The 17,598-nt window shown below is 69.2% G+C and carries 15 protein-coding genes; 10 read left to right on the forward strand and 5 right to left on the reverse strand.

All coding sequences use genetic code 11. The features are described from left to right. The first annotated feature begins 63 nt into the window (after nt 1-63). The 4 genes from ON33_RS30110 to ON33_RS30120 all read left to right on the forward strand — a co-directional run bounded on the left by ON33_RS30110 (nt 64) and on the right by ON33_RS30120 (nt 5,413). Nucleotides 64-1,038, forward strand: a complete 975-nt coding sequence (locus ON33_RS30110) for an NAD(P)H-dependent flavin oxidoreductase (RefSeq protein WP_174391586.1) — start codon at nt 64-66, stop codon at nt 1,036-1,038. A gap of 144 nt (nt 1,039-1,182) precedes the next feature. Next, nucleotides 1,183-1,350 carry a type II toxin-antitoxin system VapB family antitoxin gene (locus ON33_RS41770; protein ID WP_174391587.1) on the forward strand — a complete coding sequence of 56 codons (168 nt, stop codon included), beginning with the start codon at nt 1,183-1,185 and terminating at the stop codon, nt 1,348-1,350. Between the two features lie 308 nt (nt 1,351-1,658). Then, a complete protein-coding gene (locus tag ON33_RS30115) occupies nt 1,659-4,115 on the forward strand; it encodes an acyltransferase domain-containing protein (protein ID WP_157184786.1) in 2,457 nt (818 codons plus the stop codon). 164 nt (nt 4,116-4,279) lie between these two features. Continuing rightward, on the forward strand, nt 4,280-5,413 hold the full coding sequence (locus ON33_RS30120; protein ID WP_040862481.1) for a cation:proton antiporter: 1,134 nt from the start codon (nt 4,280-4,282) through the stop codon (nt 5,411-5,413). Between the two features lie 72 nt (nt 5,414-5,485). Here ON33_RS30120 and ON33_RS30125 read toward each other — a convergent pair whose 3' ends face one another. The 3 genes from ON33_RS30125 to ON33_RS30135 form a co-directional block, all read right to left on the reverse strand. Then, entirely contained in the window at nt 5,486-5,893 is a 408-nt protein-coding gene (locus tag ON33_RS30125) for an RNA-binding S4 domain-containing protein (RefSeq protein ID WP_063711093.1), read from the reverse strand. 44 nt (nt 5,894-5,937) lie between these two features. Continuing rightward, nucleotides 5,938-6,609: a C40 family peptidase gene (locus ON33_RS30130; RefSeq protein ID WP_373281072.1), complete on the reverse strand. Its 672-nt coding sequence runs from the start codon at nt 6,607-6,609 to the stop codon at nt 5,938-5,940. A gap of 220 nt (nt 6,610-6,829) precedes the next feature. Beyond that, on the reverse strand, nt 6,830-7,087 hold the full coding sequence (locus ON33_RS30135) for a hypothetical protein (RefSeq protein WP_040862482.1): 258 nt from the start codon (nt 7,085-7,087) through the stop codon (nt 6,830-6,832). 165 nt (nt 7,088-7,252) lie between these two features. Between ON33_RS30135 and ON33_RS30140 the strand changes: the two genes are divergently transcribed. The 4 genes from ON33_RS30140 (at nt 7,253) to ON33_RS30155 (ending at nt 12,476) form a co-directional block, all read left to right on the forward strand. Next, a complete protein-coding gene (locus tag ON33_RS30140) occupies nt 7,253-8,437 on the forward strand; it encodes an ATP-binding protein (RefSeq protein WP_040862641.1) in 1,185 nt (394 codons plus the stop codon). A gap of 127 nt (nt 8,438-8,564) precedes the next feature. Then, nucleotides 8,565-10,520 carry an acyl-CoA dehydrogenase family protein gene (locus ON33_RS30145; RefSeq protein ID WP_040862642.1) on the forward strand — a complete coding sequence of 652 codons (1,956 nt, stop codon included), beginning with the start codon at nt 8,565-8,567 and terminating at the stop codon, nt 10,518-10,520. Between the two features lie 499 nt (nt 10,521-11,019). Next, nucleotides 11,020-12,006: an alpha/beta fold hydrolase gene (locus tag ON33_RS30150; protein ID WP_040862483.1), complete on the forward strand. Its 987-nt coding sequence runs from the start codon at nt 11,020-11,022 to the stop codon at nt 12,004-12,006. A gap of 182 nt (nt 12,007-12,188) precedes the next feature. Beyond that, nucleotides 12,189-12,476, forward strand: coding sequence for an Rv0250c family protein (locus ON33_RS30155; RefSeq protein WP_040862484.1), 288 nt, complete (start codon nt 12,189-12,191; stop codon nt 12,474-12,476). Here ON33_RS30155 and ON33_RS30160 read toward each other — a convergent pair whose 3' ends face one another. After that, on the reverse strand, nt 12,477-13,070 hold the full coding sequence (locus ON33_RS30160) for a TetR/AcrR family transcriptional regulator (RefSeq protein ID WP_040862485.1): 594 nt from the start codon (nt 13,068-13,070) through the stop codon (nt 12,477-12,479). A 95-nt stretch (nt 13,071-13,165) separates the two neighbouring features. Continuing rightward, nucleotides 13,166-14,458 carry a thiolase family protein gene (locus ON33_RS30165; RefSeq protein ID WP_051153069.1) on the reverse strand — a complete coding sequence of 431 codons (1,293 nt, stop codon included), beginning with the start codon at nt 14,456-14,458 and terminating at the stop codon, nt 13,166-13,168. 336 nt (nt 14,459-14,794) lie between these two features. Here ON33_RS30165 and sdhC point away from each other — a divergent pair, with 336 nt between their 5' ends. After that, entirely contained in the window at nt 14,795-15,625 is an 831-nt protein-coding gene (sdhC, locus tag ON33_RS30170; RefSeq protein WP_040862486.1) for a succinate dehydrogenase subunit SdhC, read from the forward strand. 39 nt (nt 15,626-15,664) lie between these two features. Continuing rightward, entirely contained in the window at nt 15,665-17,596 is a 1,932-nt protein-coding gene (locus tag ON33_RS30175) for a fumarate reductase/succinate dehydrogenase flavoprotein subunit (RefSeq protein WP_040862487.1), read from the forward strand. The last annotated feature ends 2 nt before the right edge of the window (nt 17,597-17,598 follow it).

The following is a 17,598-nucleotide window of genomic DNA, read 5'->3' on the forward strand; positions in this document are numbered from 1 at the left end:
CGCCCCATATGCAACTATGCGAGTATCGGGGCAGTTGCGAGAGGCAGGGAGAGGACAGCGCCCATGGCACTGAAGACCAGATTCACCGAGACCTTCGGGGTCGAGCACCCCATCGTGCAGGGCGGCATGATGTGGGTCGGCCGAGCCGAGCTGGCCGCCGCCGTCTCCGAGGCGGGCGGGCTCGGCATCATCACCGCGCTCACCCAGCCCACCCCCGACGATCTGCGCCGCGAGATCGACCGCGCGCGCGAGCTCACCGACAAGCCCTTCGGCGTGAACGTCACCATCCTGCCGTCGATCAACCCGCCGCCGTATCAGGAGTACGCGCAGGCGATCATCGACTCCGGCGTGAAGATCGTGGAGACCGCCGGGTCCAACCCGGAGCCCTTCCTGCCGTACTACAAGGAAGCCGGGATCAAGGTGCTGCACAAGTGCACCAGCGTCCGGCACGCGCTCAAGGCCCAGAAGATCGGCGTGGACGGCGTGTCCATCGACGGCTTCGAATGCGCGGGCCACCCGGGCGAGGACGACGTGCCCGGCCTGATCCTGATTCCGGCCGCCACCAAGGCCCTCGACATCCCGGTCATCGCCTCCGGCGGTATCGCCGACGCCCGCGGCCTGGTCGCGGCGCTGGCGCTGGGCGCGGACGGCGTGAACATGGGCACCCGCTTCATGTGCACCCGGGAGTCGGCGATCCACCAGACGGTCAAGGAGCAGATCGTCGCCAACTCCGAGCGCGCGACGCAGCTCATCTTCCGCACCATGCACAACACCGCGCGGGTGGCGGACAACGAGATCAGCCGCAAGGTCGTCGAGATCGAGAAGGCGGGCGGCAAGTTCGAGGACGTCAAGGATCTGGTCGCGGGCGCCCGCGGTCGCCGGGTGTTCGAGGACGGCGACCTGGACGCCGGCATCTGGTCGGCGGGTCAGGTGCAGGGCCTCATCGACGACATCCCGACCTGCGGTGAGCTGGTGGCCCGGATGGTCACCGAGGCCGAGGCGCTGATCCAGCAGCGGCTCGCGGGCATGATCGGGTAGTACCGGCGAAAGCCGGTACTACCCAGACAATTACGACAGGAGCCCTTGGTTTTCATGCCAAGGGCTCTAGTCATTCCGGCTATCACCGACCGTTGGATGCGTCATGCTTTTCAGTACACGACGGATGCGGCGGAGGTGCCTGAAATGGCAATCACTCGAATCTATCTCGACGATGACGCGCTGCGCCGGGCCATGGCCATCTCGGGCGTGCACACCGAGCAGGACGCCGTGAACCTAGCATTGCGGTTCTTCAGTGCGCACGCCGCCGCCGAGGATTTCGATCATCCCTTCCCGACGCGCACCGCCTCGTAACCACGGGACGCGATGAGCACCCGTTCCACAGGCCGGGCGGGTGGGCATGCGCGTTGCGGTCGGCGAACTCCGACCTGCACATCGCCAGGTGACGGATACCCCTGCGCGAAAGCTCTTCTGGCAGCGGCGAATTCTTGGCAGAATCGCCGGTGGTACCTCGACGGCCCGACGGCGCGCGGACACGGGAGGGCATTCCTGTGCGGCACAGTACGAGAGCATCGAACGATCCCACGCCCTTCCCCCGGGTGTCGATCGTGGGTGTCGGCTGCCGGGCCACGGGTCCGGACTTCGATCACGGGTGGTTCGGCATGGATCGCCTCGAGGCGGCCGGGCTCACCCCGCGCCAGCGCGCGAATCTCGAAGTGGCCGTGGAGGCGCTCGACGATTCCGGGCTGGGCTGCCTGGCGCCGGCCTCCCATGCTGCCGTCGTGTTCGGGGCGGCCGGCGGCACCAACAGCGCCCACCATCTGTCGAGGGCCCTGGATCTGCGCGGGCCCAGCCTGACCGTGGACAGCCAGCGCGCCTCACCGCTGGTGGCCGTGGACATGGGCGTGCGCCTGCTGGCGGACGAGTCGGTCCCCTTCGTCGTCGCCGGTGGCGTGGATCTCGCACTGCTACCTGACATTTCGGACCTTCACATTCCCGGACCGCGCACCGGCTCCGGAGTCTGCACCGTCCTGATCCTCCAGCGCACCGCCGACGCCGAACGCACCCGCACCCGTCGCTACGCCGACATCGGCGGCCCCGGACTCGGCTTCCCGGAGGCCGGCGGCCTCGACCCGCACATCGCGCTCGACGACCCGGCCCGCTCCGACGCCGCCCTCGACCGCGGCGACGAACCGCCCATCCTGCTCCCCATCACCGGCCGCGATCCGGCCACCATCCACGACCTGGCCCTGCGCTGGGCCGTGGCTGTCGGCTCGTACCGCTCCCTGCGCGAATTCGCCGCCGCCACCGCACGACTCGTGCCCGAACACACCCGCGCGGCCGTCCTGGCCCGCGACACCACCGAGGCCGCGACCCAGCTGCGCGCCCTGGCCCGCCGCATCGCCACGACCACGCCGGCGGCCCGGCCACCGGGCATGCTCGCCGCCCCCGCCCCCGCGGCGGCGACCACCGAAACCTTCGGCCCCGCCCAGCCCGGCTCCGGCGGCGGCCTGCTCTTCCTGTTTCCCGGGACCGGCGGCCACTCGCGCATGGGACGCGCACTCGCGGCCCGGTACCCGGTCTTCGCCGCGGCCTTGACCGCGGCGGTGGACGCCATCGCCGCCGCCGGCGGGCCACGGGTGTGGACGCCCCGGCACGGATTCGGCAGCGGTGGTGGATCCGAATACCACGGCGGCGGAACCGGTTCGGTCGATCACGGCCGGGGTGATGTCGTATTCAGACACGCGGCGCTGTTCGCGTTCCAGCTGGCACTGGCCGAACTGCTCGAATTCTGGGGTATTCGCGCGGAGGGGGCGGCCGGCCACGGGGCCGGTGAAGTGGCCGCCGCGGTCGTCAGCGGTGCGCTCTCGCTGGAAGACGGTGCGCGCGTGGTGGTTGCGCGAGCGCTGCTGCTGAGGCGGGCGGACGGGGCCGGGGCGGCGGCCGTGCTGGAGGCGACGGCCGCCGAGGTGACCCGGCTGGTCGAACCCATGCGCGCGGAGGTGGCGGTGGCCGCCGTGGCGGGGCCTGCCATCACCGTGTGCGGGGAGCCGCGCTATGTCGACGCGCTGATCCGACGGGCGCATCGGCGCGCGATCTTCGCCCAGCGCCTGCCCGACGATGCTCTGCCCGAGCCCGCGCACCTCCCGATGGTCCGCGCGCGTGCCGCCGAATTGCGCTGCGAACTGGCCGATCTCGCGCCGGGCGCGCCGTGGCGACCGCTCTACTCGACGACCCGGCGCGGTCTGGTCCTGCGGCCATCGGACGGAACCGCCGGGCCGGTGGAACACGACTCCGGAACGACGGACCGCGACTACTGGGCCGCCAATGTCTCGAGTGCGGTCGAGCTCACCGCGGCGCTGGATTCCGCTGCCGCCGATGGTATTTCGACGGTTCTCGAAATCGGCGCCGGTGCCGTGCTGACGCCCGCGGTCCGCGAGTGCGCTGCCCTCCGGGAGGGCGCGCAGGTGGTGCTGACCCGCGACGACGAGGCGGGGAGCTTCCTGCGCACCATCGCGCGGCTCTATTTGGACGGGCGGCGGGTGGACTGGACCGCGGCGGGCCCGCATACGGCCGCACCGCCCCAACGGCAGTGGCGGAGACCGGGTTCCGAGTACCGGCGGCAGTGGACCGCGGAGTCTCCGGCGGAACCTGCGTTTCCGGCGGTGGAGATCCGGCCGGAGGGCACGTATGTGGTCGCGGGCGGGCTGGGGTCGCAGGGGGAGGTCGCGGTCCGGTGGCTGCTGACCGCGGGGGCTCGGGACGTGGTGGTGCTGACCCGCACGCCGCGGGCGCTGCCGCCCGGGCTGGCGGGCATGGAGGATCGGATCGTGGTGGTGCGCTGCGATTGCGCCGATCGCACGGATCTGGCGACCGCGCTGCAGGACATTCGCGAGTGCGGGTCGGCGATCCGGGGCGTGGTGCACGCGTCGGGGGAGAACCGGCTGGAGGCGGCGGCGAATCTGCTGGAGCTGACGGCGGCGGATCCGGCGGATTTCACCGTGCTGCTGACCCCGGCGCCGGGTGCGGCCGAGCCGGGTCCGGTGCGGGAACTGGCTGCCGCGCAGGTGGATCGGCAGGTCATCTGTGTGGAGTGGGAGGTCGGTCCCGCAGCCTGACAGCCGGGCAAAACGGTCAATCAGGGCCAAATCTGCGTGTCCATAGGCGACCGGTCGGTCTCACGGGAATGATGACCCCATGGCGGACCCCGAGATCACGGTGACGTGGAAGAACGAGCCGGACGAGCGCTTCCCTGCCGTGACCGCGTGAATGCCGAGACGCCGTGACCTTCCAGACCCTCACCCTCGTCACCGTGCTCGGCCTGGCCGGCCCCTGGCTGGCCTGGCGGCAGTCCTGGCACCTGCCAACCATCCTGGGTGAGCTGCTGGCCGGAATCGTCTTCGGCACCACCGGCTTCGGCCTGCTGCATCCCGAGGACCCGACCTTCACCTTCCTCGCCGACGCCGGCTTCGCAGTGGTCATGTTCGTGGCCGGCACCCATGTGCCGGTGCGGGACGCGTCCATCCGCTCGGCGCTCGGTCGCGGCGTGCTACGCGCGGCGGTGGTGGGCGTGCTGGCGGTGATCGCCGGGCAGGGCATCGCGGCCTGGTTCGACACCGGGCACGGGTTGCTCTACGCGGTGCTGCTGGCCTCGTCCTCGGCGGCCATCGTGCTGCCCATCATCGATTCCCAGGGGCTGGGCGGAAAACCGGTGCTGGAGTTGACCGCTCAGGTCGCCATCGCCGACGCGGCCGCCGTGGTGGCGCTGCCGCTGGTGATCGATCCGCACAACGCGAGCCGGGCCGCGCTCGGTGCGTTGCTGGTGGCCGGGGCGGCGGTGATCGCGTACTACCTCCTGCGCTGGCTCGAGGATTCGGGCATCCGTCACCGCTTGCACAAGATCTCCGAGGATCGGCAGTTCGCGCTCGAGCTGCGGGTCAGCCTCGCCCTGCTGTTCGCGCTCGGCGCGCTGGCCACCCGCAGCCACGTCTCGATCATGCTGGCGGGCTTCGCGCTCGGCCTGGTGGTGGCCGCCATCGGGGAGCCGCGCCGAGTCGCCAGGCAGCTCTTCGCCATCAGCGACGGCTTCCTCGCGCCGCTGTTCTTCGTCTGGCTGGGCGCGCGGCTCAACCTGCGCGAGTTCGGCGACCACCCGTATCTGATCCTGCTGGGCCTGGCACTCGGCGTGGGCGCGGTGCTCGCGCACACGCTCATGCGGTTCCTGGGTCAGCCGGTTCCGCTGGGCGCCATCGCCGCCGCGCAGATCGGCGTCCCGGTCGCGGCGGTCACGGTCGGCACCCAGCTGCACGTGCTGAAACCGGGCGAACCGGCCGCGCTCATGCTCGGCGCGCTCGTGACCATCGCGGCGGCCGCGATGGGCGCGCGAAGCCCAGCTCGATCGGTACCGGACAACTGATTTCGCGAGTGGCTCCCCGGGTACCCCCAGAATCGGTTCGGCACCCAACCGCCGGCACGCGTGCACGGCTGGTCACGGCTCGTAGCCGCGCGCCGAAGTCTCGGAGAGGCGGTCCAGCTCGCGGCGTTCGCGCTTGGTGGGGCGACCCGCGCCGCGGTCGCGGCGCGGCATGAGGGCGGTCAGCTGCGGATCGGGCGGCGGCGGGCTCTTGTCGATCATGCACTGCACGGCCACGGCCGCGCCGACGCGCTTGGTGATGAGCTGCTCGACGATGACGATGCGTTCGGAACCATTGACGCGGACTCGGATCTCGTCACCCGGCTTCAGATTGTGCGCGGGTTTGACCGGCACGCCGTTGACCCGCACATGCCCGGACCGGCAGGCCGCGGCGGCCGCGGAGCGGGTCTTGAAAATGCGGACGGCCCAGGTCCAAGAATCAACTCGGGCCTGAGCCGCGGTGCTCAGTGGAGCGGAGGTCACGAGTCCGACGATACTGCGTCAGACGATGACCGACAGCAGGTGCGTCAGGCGTTGACGATGCGACGCGCGGTGACGACCTGGCTGGCGTGCAGGTTGGTGTAGGAGACGGGGGTACCGGTCTGCACCGCGTTCAGCAGCTTGCCGTCGCCGGCGTAGATGCCGACGTGGCCGCCGCCGTTGGTGATGACGATGTCACCGGGCTGCAGGTCCTCGAAGGCGACCGGAGCGCCGACGTTGGACTGCTCGAAGCTGGTGCGGGGCAGCTCGACTCCGGCCTGCTTGTAGGCCCACTGGACGAGGCCCGAGCAGTCGAAGCTGTAGGGACCGGTGGCGCCCCAGGAGTACTGGGCGCCGACCTTGGTCTCAGCGGCGTGCAGCGCGATGTCGCCGACCGAGCTGGACTTCTGGAAGATGGTGGGCAGCTGGAACTGCGGAGCGGGCGCAGCCGGGGCGCCGACCTGAGCGCCGCCGCCCAGTCCGCCCGGAGTCTGCAGCGCCGTCTCGGCGTCCTTGACCGTCTGGTTGAACTGCTGCACCTGGGGCGCGAAATCGTCCGGCACGTCGAAGTTTCCGATACCCGGGATTTCGACGGTGGCGGCGGTGGCGGTGATCGCCGGGAACACGCCGGTAGTCGTCGCGGCCATCGCACCCATGACGATGGCGCCCTTCACGGAATTCGGAAGCCGAGATTCCTGCTGCAAGCTGTGCTTACCCACTGAGCCGCATCTCCGATCTTGCTGCTGTAACGTCGCGGGCTGCCTCTCCGATGAAGCAACAGACTCCGCTAAGTCACGAGAAGATTACGACTAGGCCGCCGCGTTGTCCACCCGACGCGATAGGCGTGTCGCAGTTTCGCGAAAACGCCCCGCTGAAGGGGTAATTCGGTGTATAGGGCGCTGGATCACGAGACGATATAGGTGATCAACCGGGCCGTTATCAATCCTTCGCCTCGACCGCCCGCTCCAATTCGGCAATCCGCCGGCGCGCGTCCGCGAGGTCGACTTCCAACTGCCCCAGCGCCATCACCAGCGGACCCACCGCGAGATCCGCCACCAGTTGCGGATCGTCGTAGCCGCGCTCGATGGCCACCAGGATGTTGTTGCGGATGCGCGCGGCCACGATCGCCTCGGCGGGCACGTTCCAGGATTCGACCACCTCCGCGACGGTGGGGGTGGGTACGGCTTCTTCCGACATGAACCCTCCTGCGCTGGATCCCAACGAATCAGGCATAAGGGTAGAGACTCCCGCGGACACCTCGGACCCGAACTCATCCGGGCCGGTATGCCCGTCGATAGCTGTCTCTAGGGTCCTCGATAGATGCCCGGATAATCCGCGATGGCCGCGCTACGGTTGGGCCGCATGGACCCTGTCAGAAATCCCTACGCGCCCGGCGCGGGACAGCGGCCGCCCGAGCTCGCGGGCCGGGACCGCCAGCTCGACGCCTTCGACATCGTGCTGGAGCGGGTCGCGCGGGGACGACCGGAACGCAGCGTCATGCTCACCGGTCTGCGCGGTGTCGGAAAGACGGTGCTGCTCAACCAGCTTCGCTCCGCCGCCCGCTCACGCGGCTGGGGCACCGGGAAGCTGGAGGCCCGCCCCGATCAAGAACTGCGGCGGCCGCTGGCCTCGGCGCTGCACATGGCGGTGCGTTCGCTCGCTGTGGCACACCGCAATCCGGAGCAGGTGGACGATTTCCTGGGGATTCTCAAGGCTTTCGCGCTGCGCTCCACTGCCGACAAGGGCATGCGGGAACGGTGGAACCCGGGCATCGACGTGCCGGCGGTGACCGGACGGGCCGACTCCGGCGATATCGAGATCGATCTGGTGGAGCTGCTCATGGAGGCGGCGGCCCTGGTGCGCGAGCTGGGCATCGGCATCGCGGTGTTCATCGACGAGATGCAGGATCTCGGGGCCGCCGACATCTCGGCCATCTGCGGGGCCTGCCACGAATTGAGCCAGGACGCCGCGCCTTTGATCGTGGTCGGGGCGGGGCTGCCGCATCTGCCGGCGGTGCTGACCGCGTCCAAGAGCTACTCCGAGCGGCTGTTCTCCTATCACCGCATCGATCGGCTGGATCGGGAGTCGGCCGACCAGGCGCTCATCGCGCCGGCCGAGCGGGAGAGCGTGAAGTACTCCGAGGAGGCGCTCGACGCGCTGTACCTGAAGGCCGACGGATACCCGTATTTCGTGCAGGCGTACGGCAAGGCCGTGTGGGACGCGGCGGCGCAGAGTCCGATCTCGGCCGAGGACGTGGCGGTGGCGGCGCCCGCGGCCGAAGAAGAGTTGGCGGTCGGTTTCTTCGGCTCCCGCTACGAGCGAGCGACCCCGGCCGAACGCGAATACATGCGCGCGATGGCCGATCTGTCCGGTGACGACGGACCGGTCGCGACGTCAGCGGTGGCGGCCGAGCTGGGACGCAAACCGGCCTCGTTGTCCCCGGCGCGGGACGGTTTGATCAAGAAGGGCCTGATCTACTCGGCCGAGCGCGGAACCATCGGTTTCACCGTCCCGCACTTCGGCCGATACCTGCGCGGTGTTCAATAGCCGAAGAATAGCGATCTGATCAAGATCATCCCGCAACTAGGCTTTTCGATCGTTGCCAGCCCCTACCGGCGGGTAACAAACGCTCCTACACTCGAATGTGATTCTCATCACGGTCGAGGAGGACATCATGGCGACTGCCGCCAAAGTCGACGCCACCGAAGAACAAGCCCGGGCACTGGTCGAGGAATCCCGCGAAACCACCTGGGCCAAGCCATCCTTCGCCAAGGAGATGTTCCTCGGCCGATTCCGGCTCGACCTCATCCATCCCTTCCCCCGTCCCGACGCCGCGGATACCGCCAAGACCGAGGCGTACCTGACCCGGCTGCGCGCCTTCTGCGAGACCATCGACGGGCAGCGCATCGAGGACGAGGGCCGCATCCCCGACGAATACGTGCGCGGGCTGGCCGAACTCGGCTGCTTCGGCCTCAAGATCCCCGAGGAGTACGGCGGCATCGGACTGTCCCAGGTGGGCTACAACAAGTCGCTCATGCTGGTCAGCTCCGCGCACGCCAGCCTCGGCGTGCTGCTCTCCGCGCACCAGTCCATCGGCGTGCCCGAGCCGCTCAAGCTGGCCGGCACCCCCGAGCAGAAGCGAGAGTTCCTGCCGCGCTGCGCCAAGGGCGCGGTGAGCGCCTTCCTGCTCACCGAACCCGACGTCGGTTCCGACCCGGCGCGCATGGCCTCCACCGCCACCCCGACCGCGGACGGCGAGGCCTACGAGATCAGCGGCGTGAAGCTGTGGACCACCAATGGCGTTGTCGCCGAACTGCTCGTGGTCATGGCGCGGGTGCCCAAGAGCGAGGGCCACCGCGGCGGCATCTCCGCGTTCATCGTGGAGGCCGACAGCCCTGGCATCACCGTGGAGCGGCGCAACAGGTTCATGGGTCTGCGCGGCATCGAGAACGGCGTGACCCGCATGCACAAGGTGCGGGTTCCCAAGCGGAATCTGGTGGGCCGCGAGGGCGACGGCCTCAAGATCGCGCTGACCACCCTCAACGCGGGCCGACTCGCCATCCCGGCCATGTGCACGGCCGCGGGCAAGTGGTCGCTCAAGATCGCGCGGGAATGGTCGGCCACCCGCGTGCAGTGGGGCCGCCCGGTCGGCGAGCACGGCGCGGTCGGCGCGAAGCTGTCCTACATCGCCGCAACGACTTTCGCGCTGGAGTCGGTGCTCGACCTGTCGGCCACCATGTGCGACGAGAACCGCAACGACATCCGGATCGAGGCCGCGCTGGCCAAACTGTGGGCCTCGGAGATGGCGTGCAAGATCGCCGACGAACTGGTGCAGATCCGCGGCGGCCGCGGCTACGAGACCGCGGCCTCGCTGCGGGCGCGCGGCGAAAGAGCGGTCAGCGCCGAGCAAATGTTGCGCGATCTGCGCATCAACCGCATCTTCGAGGGCTCCAGCGAGATCATGCGCCTGCTCATCGCCCGCGAGATGGCCGATGCCCACATGGCCGCGGCCGGGGCGCTGGTCGATCGCAATGCCGAACTCAAGGACAAGGCCAAGGCGGCGGTCGGGGCGAGCGGTTTCTACGCCAAGTGGTTCCCGCAGCTCACCGTCGGCGCCGGGACCGCGCCGGTCGGCTACGGCGAATTCGGGCCACTGGCACGGCATATGCGCTTCGTCGAGCGGATGTCGCGCAAGCAGGCCCGCGCGCTGATGTACGGCATGGCGCGCTGGCAGGCCAAGCTCGAGTACAAGCAGGGCTTCCTGGGACGCATCGTCGACATCGGAGCCGAACTGTTCGCCATGGCCGCGGCCTGCGTGCGGGCGCAGTCGCTGCGGGTCGACGGCAGTCCCGACGGCGTGGCCGCCGAGGAACTCGCCGAGGTCTTCTGCCGCCAGGCCCGCCTGCGCGTCGAGAAGCTCTTCGACGATCTGTGGTCCAACACCGACGACGCCGATACCGACCTCACCCGCGGCGTCCTGGACGGCCGCTACCGCTGGCTCGAGGCCGGCGCCCTGGATCCGAGTGAGGGCACCGGCCCGTGGATCGCCGAATGGCAGTTCGGTCCGTCGGTGGAACAGAACCTGCTGCGGCCGTTCCTCCCGTCCACGAAGACCGGGGCGGCGACCTAGCGCAGGTCCACACAAGAATCTGCCGCTCTCTAGTTCATTCACTAGAGAGCGGCAGATTTTCACGGATACCGGCCGAATCGGGCTACCGGACCGTACCGGCCTACTGGCGGGTGGCGGCGTCGAGCCGGTTACACAGGTTGGTCACCGCGATCATCATGACGATCCCGGCCGGCAGCGACCGGCCGCTCGATCCGTCATCTGCACGACCGGCCCGAGCGCGGGAATGCGACGGCGCGACTCACTCCGGATGCGATACGCATCTACCTTTATCTATCCATTTCGCTAGATATAAGAAGAAAGTCCGGACACTGACCGGACGGACAGGGATTTCTACCCGCGCCCAGCAATGTGGCGAGGCTCCGCGAGATCCGCCGACAGGCCCGCATAGATCGGCGGAGACAGTTGGACAACTTGTCTATAACGCCAGGTGTAGCGGGTTAACGACCGGGCTATCAATTCCGACAACCGGGCAAGAAGGCGAACTCTTCAGGAGGACGTCATGTCCACGATCGACAGCCGTGCCGCCGATTTCGACGGCCACCCCGCCACCGTGTCCGCCGATGACGGCGTGCCACTCGCGGTCCGTGAATTCGGCACCACCGACGCAGCCGTCACCGTCGTGTTCGTCCACGGGCACTGCCTGCGCGCCGAATCCTGGGCGTTCATGCGCGGGCATCTGCTGCAGACCTGGGGCGACGACACCCACATGGTGTTCTACGACCATCGCGGACACGGGGATTCGGGCAATGCCGACCCCTCGACCTACACCATCGAGCAGCTGGCCCGGGATCTGGACGCGGTGCTGCGCGCCGTGGTCCCGGTGGGGCCCGTCGTCCTGGTGGGACATTCCATGGGCGCCATGACCATACTGGCCTACACCCGGCTGTACCCGGAGACGATCGGAACCCGGATCGTCGGAGTCGGCCTGCTCTCCAGCGCCGCCAACGGGGTCACCCGGGTCGGGCTGGGCCGGCTGCTGAGCGCGCCGGCGGTGAGCTCGCTGCGGGTGGCGGTGCGCCGGGCGCCGCGGGCCATGCAGGCCTCGAAACACCTGAGCCGCCGCGTCTTCGAGCCCATCATGCGCGACGCCACGCTGGGCACCCGCAAGGTCAGCCCGCGCATGCTGGCGGTGGCGACGGCCATGCTCAACGACACCTCGCTGCTGACCATGGCCAGCTTCCTGGAGTCGCTGATCCGGTTCGACGAGAGCGCGAATCTGCACCGGCTGGGCTCGATTCCGGTACTGGTACTGGCCGGGTCCGCGGACATCATGATCCCGTTCGCGCACTCGGTGGTGCTGGCCTCCCAGGTCGACGACGCCGAGCTGGTGCGGCTGGACGGCGCCGGGCACTCGGTGATCCTGGAGCGGGCCGAGGAGGTGGCCGCCGCGGTGGTGGCGCTGGTGGCCCGGGCGACCGCGGCGGCGCGCGGCGCGGACCCGGACCGCGGGCCCGACTGCGGGCCGGAGTACGCCATCGCGGGGTAGCCGGAAGATCATCAACGACGGTCGGATTCGACCATCTGAAACGACTGCGGCCCCAATTTTGAACGCTTTGACAGGCCCCTGAGCTGTGAATATCCACAGCGGACGAGACGAATCCCGCGCCATCACGTACTGTGTTGTAGATCACGATGTGTGGTCTGTCACACGGCTCGAGGAGGGTTTCGATGACACGCAGCGAGATTGCGGAACTCCGCTACGCGGTCGGCCAGCTCCGGCAGTGCGTCAGCGCACTGCGTTCGCACTACGGAGACGCGGGTACGGTCCGCCGGCTGGAGAACGATCTGGAAAGGCTCGTCATCGATACCGACGAGTTCGAACAGGCGCCGCCGCCGGAAGCACCGACCGCGAAGCAGGAGACGATCTACGTCCCCGACGCCAAGCACGATGAGGCGGCGTGGATGGGCGCGCAGGACGAGGGCCTCGGCTTCCACTCCCGCCCCCGCACCAAGTAACTAATCCCTCGCTTCGAACAGCGGCAGGACCACCTCGACAATGGCGTCGAGGCTCGGCAATTCGACGAGCGCGTCGGGTGGGCTCAGCTGCCGCTGCAGCGCACGCTGATGCGCCGCTCCGACCAGCAGCAGGGCCGACGGCCGTGGATCCGCGGCCGCGATGCCCCGGAACGAGAAATAGGCGACCACGGCGTCCACCGCGCGATGCGGGCCGAGGTCGAGATCGCGGCTGCGTTCCCGGTAGACCGCGCGCAGCCCGGCATCCGACTGGATGGCCGCGATGACCGGCAGCGCGGAGACGAAGAATTCCTCCAGGGTCGCGAGCAGCGACCGCAGATCCGAGCGCAGATCCGCCGCCGGCGCGTCGGCGAGCAGGTCCTTCAGCGGCCGTAGCTGATGCCGGATCACGGCCTGCAGCAGGCCCATTCGATCGCCGAAGTGGTAGAAGATGCTGGATTCGGCGACCCCGGCGCGGGCCGCGATCTCCTTGGTGGACAGCCGCGCCAGACCGGATTCCGCGAGCGCCTGCTGGGCGCCGGCGATCACGGCCTCGCGTACACCGGTACTGGGCCGCCCTCGGGAACGGGTCGCCATATCGCCTCCTGTCGCGTTTCGATCGTCTGCCGGTTCGGCCTTTGCAGTATGGGAGATCGCCGCCGGACCGGAGAGGCCCAGTGGCGGTGCGGGGATCAGTGGCGGTGCCGGCCCCGGCCGGAGCGGCTGCCGCCCGAGCCCCGGAACCGCGCGCCGCGCGGGGACCGCGGTATCGGTTCCCGATCCGGGGATTCGAAGACCGCGGCCACGGCCCGGCCGGGTCCGGTGGCGGACACCGTCAGACCGAGACCGCCGTCGCGGCGGGCGAGTTCGTGCAGCAGGGTGGTGACCATGCGCAGGCCCGCGGCACCACCCGGGTCACCGAGGGCGATCGCGCCGCCGTTCACGTTCAAGCGCGCACCGTCGTGCCCGTCCGAGCGCGGTCCGGCGTGGTCGTCGAGGCCGAGGGTGCGGGCCAGGGCCAGCACCTCGACGGCGGAGGTTTCCTCCGCCTCGAGCAGCGTCAGATCGGACAGCTCGAAACCGGTGCGCCACAGGGTCTTCGCGACGGCGGGCGTGGCGGCGGGCACCGGCGCGCCGCCGGGGGCGGTGGCGCTCACCCAGTCGAGCAGGTAGCCCATGGGCCGCAGGCCCAGGTCCGTCAGCCGGTCCTCGGCCACCACCAGGCAGGCCGCGGCGGCCAGGGCGCGGCCGCTGCTGTTGCCGGCGGTGGTGACGCCGTCGGGCCGGAAGGCGGGCAGGGCGGCGAAGGCGCGGGGCGAGACATCGTCGCGCAGGCCCTCGTCACGGTCGACCAGGTGCACCACCTCGGAATTCGGGTCGTCCGGACGGGCGCACACCACGACCGGCACGGTTTCGGCGCCGAAGACGCCCTGGCGGTGTGCCCGGGCGGCGCGGCGGTGGCTGACGGCGGCGAAGTCGTCGGCCGCGGCCCGGTCCAGGCCGTGGTCGCGGGCCAGCTGTTCGGTGCGGTCCGAATCCGCCTGCCCGCGTGGGGGTTCCGCGCTCCAGATCGCGATCTGCAGGTCGGTGTTCGGCCCGGCGGCCGGGACGCTGGCGGATTGCGCGTCGAATCCGGCTGTGGCGCACGCGTATTCGGCGCCGACCGCGAGCACCACGTCGGCGGCGCCGGAGCGCACCATCATGCTCGCGGTGATCGCGGCGCGCAGGCCGCTGCCGGGACCCTCGCCGAGGGCGAAATCACCGAGGTCCGCGGGCAGTCCGCAGAGCGGCAGGGCCGGGCGCACGGCCTCGAGGTCGGGCAGGGCGGTGACCAGCTGTTCGACGCGCGCGGGGTCGAGGCCGGAGCGGTCGAGGACCGCCGCGATAACAGTGCCGACCAGACGGTTCGGCGGCACCGCGGCCAGCGCACCGCCGGGCAGACCCACAGGCGTACGCATCGGCATGACGATGGCGGCGCGTCTCATGATCGGCTCCCTTCGAACCCTCGGCAGGGGGACAGGCCATCACACGGTTATTGCTGTCGTATGACGGCCGCCGGCCGCCGCGAACGGGCGGCCCGACCTGCGCGCGGGCCGGATTCCGAAACCCTCTGACAGGCCGTCGAGTTCGCGAGATTGCCGTTTGTTCACCAAGCAAACGGAACACGGAAGGCCACAGGAAATGTGGCGCAAATCACGGGATCGCGAAATCGCTGTTGCGAGCTCGAGTAATAGCACCCCTGTCGTAAGGTGCTCACCATCACATTCGATGCCGGAGGTAACGATGACGTGCCACGGGATAGATGAGCGAGGCAGCCACCAGTGAGCGCCGCACCAGTCAAGGCTCCTGAATCAGGTACAACCGGGGTTTTCAGCAGAGGTCGCGCCGCCATCGCGGCACGCACCCTCCGCACCGATCGATGGTGGCTGCCGCCGCTCGTGACGGTGCTCGGGCTGGGAGCCTTCGTCATCTACGCGACCATCAGATCCTTTGTGCGGTCCGCGTATTGGGTGAACGACTACCACTATCTGACACCGTTCTACTCGCCGTGCCTGAGCGCGTCGTGCGTCGAGGGGTCGAGCCACTTCGGCACGCCGATCGGCCACCTGCCCATGTGGATTCCACTGGGCTTCCTGGTGCTGCCGTTCCTACTGCTGTTCCGGCTCACCTGCTACTACTATCGCAAGGCGTACTACCGGTCGGTGTGGATGTCCCCGCCGGCCTGTGCGGTGGCCGAGCCGCACGCGAAATACACCGGAGAGACCCGGCTTCCCCTGATCATCCAGAACGCGCACCGCTACTTCTTCTACGTCGCGGTGATCATCTCGGTGATCAACACCTACGACGCGGTGATCTCATTCCACGCACCCGGCGGCTTCGGCATCGGCCTGGGCACCGCGATCATCACCGGCAACGCGCTGCTGCTGTGGGCGTACACGCTGTCGTGCCACTCCTGCCGTCACATCGCGGGCGGGCGGCTCAAGCACTTCTCGCAGCACCCGGTGCGCTACCGCTTCTGGACCGTGGTGTCGAAGATGAACACCCGGCACATGCAGCTGGCCTGGACCACGCTGGGCACGCTGGTCCTCACCGATTTCTACGTCATGCTGGTGGCGAGCGGAACCATCTCCGATCCTCGCCTCATCGGCTGACGTCCTCTATTCCTCTGTCTCCCAGGAGTATTCGGTTCCATGCCTGAAGTCGAGCGGCACAAGTACGACGTCGTCGTGATCGGGGCCGGTGGCGCCGGTCTGCGTGCGGTCATCGAGGCTCGTGAGCACGGGCTGTCCGTGGCGGTGGTCTGCAAGTCCCTGTTCGGCAAGGCGCACACCGTCATGGCCGAGGGCGGCTGCGCGGCCGCCATGGGCAACGCCAACGAGAAGGACAGCTGGCAGACCCATTTCAAGGACACCATGCGCGGGGGCAAGTTCCTCAACAACTGGCGCATGGCCGAACTGCACGCCCAGGAGGCCCCCGACCGGGTGTGGGAGCTGGAAAGCTATGGGGCGCTCTTCGATCGGACCAAGGACGGCCGGATCAGCCAGCGCAACTTCGGCGGCCACACCTATCCGCGGCTGGCGCACGTCGGCGACCGCACCGGGCTCGAGATCATCCGCACCATGCAGCAGAAGATCGTCTCACTGCAGCAGGAGGACTTCGCGCAGACCGGCGACTACGAGGCGCGCATCAAGATCTTCGCCGAATGCACCATCACCGAGCTGCTCAAGGACGGTGACCGGATCGCCGGAGCGTTCGGGTACTGGCGGGAATCCGGGCGCTTCGTCCTCTTCGAGACGCCCGCGGTCGTCATCGCCACCGGCGGCGTCGGCAAGTCCTACAAGGTGACCTCGAACTCCTGGGAGTACACCGGCGACGGGCACGCGCTCGCGCTGCGCGCCGGGGCGTCGCTGATCAATATGGAGTTCCTGCAGTTCCATCCGACCGGCATGGTCTGGCCGCCGTCGGTGAAGGGCATCCTGGTCACCGAGGGGGTGCGCGGTGACGGCGGGGTGCTCAAGAACTCCGAGGGCAAGCGGTTCATGTTCGACTACATCCCGCCGGTGTTCAAGGGCCAGTACGCCGAGACCATCGAGGAAGCCGATCAGTGGCTGAAGGACAACGACTCCGCCCGGCGCACACCGGATCTGCTGCCGCGTGACGAGGTCGCGCGGGCCATCAACGAAGAGGTGAAGGCCGGGCGCGGCACGCCGCACGGCGGCGTGTTCCTGGATATCGCCTCCCGGCTGCCCGCGGACCAGATCGTCAAGCGGCTGCCGTCCATGCACCACCAGTTCAAAGAGCTGGCGGACGTGGACATCACGAAGGAGCCGATGGAGGTCGGGCCGACCTGCCACTACGTCATGGGCGGCATCGAGGTCGATCCGGATACCCAGGCGGCCACGGTGCCCGGCCTGTTCGCCGCCGGTGAGTGCGCGGGCGGCCTGCACGGCTCCAACCGGCTGGGCGGCAACTCGCTGTCGGACCTGCTGGTCTTCGGCCGGCGCGCCGGACTGGGCGCGGCCACCTACGTCGAGCAGCTGGCCGCACGGCCCAAGGTCTCCGACACCGATATCGCCGCGGCCGCGAAATCGGCTGTGACGCCGTTCGATCCGCCCGCCGAGGGCGGTCCGGGCGAGAACCCGTACACGCTGCACATGGACCTGCAGCAGACCATGAACGATCTGGTCGGCATCATCCGCAAGGAGCACGAGCTCGAGCAGGCCGTCGAGCATCTCTCGGAGCTGCGCGACCGCTACGACCACGTCACCGTGGAGGGCCACCGCCAGTTCAATCCGGGTTGGCATCTCGCGCTGGACATGCGCAACATGCTGCTCATCAGCGAATGCGTCGCCCAGGCCGCGCTGCTGCGCACCGAGAGCCGCGGCGGCCACACCCGCGACGACCACCCGGGCATGGATCCGGTGTGGCGCAACAAGCTGCTGGTCTGCACGGTCGACCCGGACGAGGTCGGGTTCTCGGTGCCGTCGGTGACCGTCACGCCCGAGGCGCAGGTGCCCATGCGCGAGGACCTGCTCCGGCTGTTCGACATGGCGGAGCTCGAAAAGTACTACACCCCCGCCGATCTCGCAGGGCTGCGGGACGACGCCGGAAAGGCGGAATAGCC

It is taken from the genome of Nocardia niigatensis NBRC 100131, from assembly GCF_000308655.1.
Taxonomy (GTDB): domain Bacteria; phylum Actinomycetota; class Actinomycetes; order Mycobacteriales; family Mycobacteriaceae; genus Nocardia; species Nocardia niigatensis.

Excerpts from the sequence above, each read along its gene's own strand:
- ON33_RS30110 (WP_174391586.1), top strand. The coding sequence starts at position 64 with ATGGCACTGAAGACCAGATTCACCGAGACCTTCGGGGTCGAGCACCCC.
- ON33_RS41770 (WP_174391587.1), top strand. The coding sequence starts at position 1,183 with ATGGCAATCACTCGAATCTATCTCGACGATGACGCGCTGCGCCGGGCC.
- ON33_RS30115 (WP_157184786.1), top strand. The coding sequence starts at position 1,659 with ATGGATCGCCTCGAGGCGGCCGGGCTCACCCCGCGCCAGCGCGCGAAT.
- ON33_RS30135 (WP_040862482.1), bottom strand. The coding sequence starts at position 7,087 with ATGTCGGAAGAAGCCGTACCCACCCCCACCGTCGCGGAGGTGGTCGAA.
- ON33_RS30140 (WP_040862641.1), top strand. The coding sequence starts at position 7,253 with ATGGACCCTGTCAGAAATCCCTACGCGCCCGGCGCGGGACAGCGGCCG.
- ON33_RS30145 (WP_040862642.1), top strand. The coding sequence starts at position 8,565 with ATGGCGACTGCCGCCAAAGTCGACGCCACCGAAGAACAAGCCCGGGCA.
- ON33_RS30150 (WP_040862483.1), top strand. The coding sequence starts at position 11,020 with ATGTCCACGATCGACAGCCGTGCCGCCGATTTCGACGGCCACCCCGCC.
- ON33_RS30155 (WP_040862484.1), top strand. The coding sequence starts at position 12,189 with ATGACACGCAGCGAGATTGCGGAACTCCGCTACGCGGTCGGCCAGCTC.
- ON33_RS30160 (WP_040862485.1), bottom strand. The coding sequence starts at position 13,070 with ATGGCGACCCGTTCCCGAGGGCGGCCCAGTACCGGTGTACGCGAGGCC.
- ON33_RS30165 (WP_051153069.1), bottom strand. The coding sequence starts at position 14,458 with ATGAGACGCGCCGCCATCGTCATGCCGATGCGTACGCCTGTGGGTCTG.
- ON33_RS30175 (WP_040862487.1), top strand. The coding sequence starts at position 15,665 with ATGCCTGAAGTCGAGCGGCACAAGTACGACGTCGTCGTGATCGGGGCC.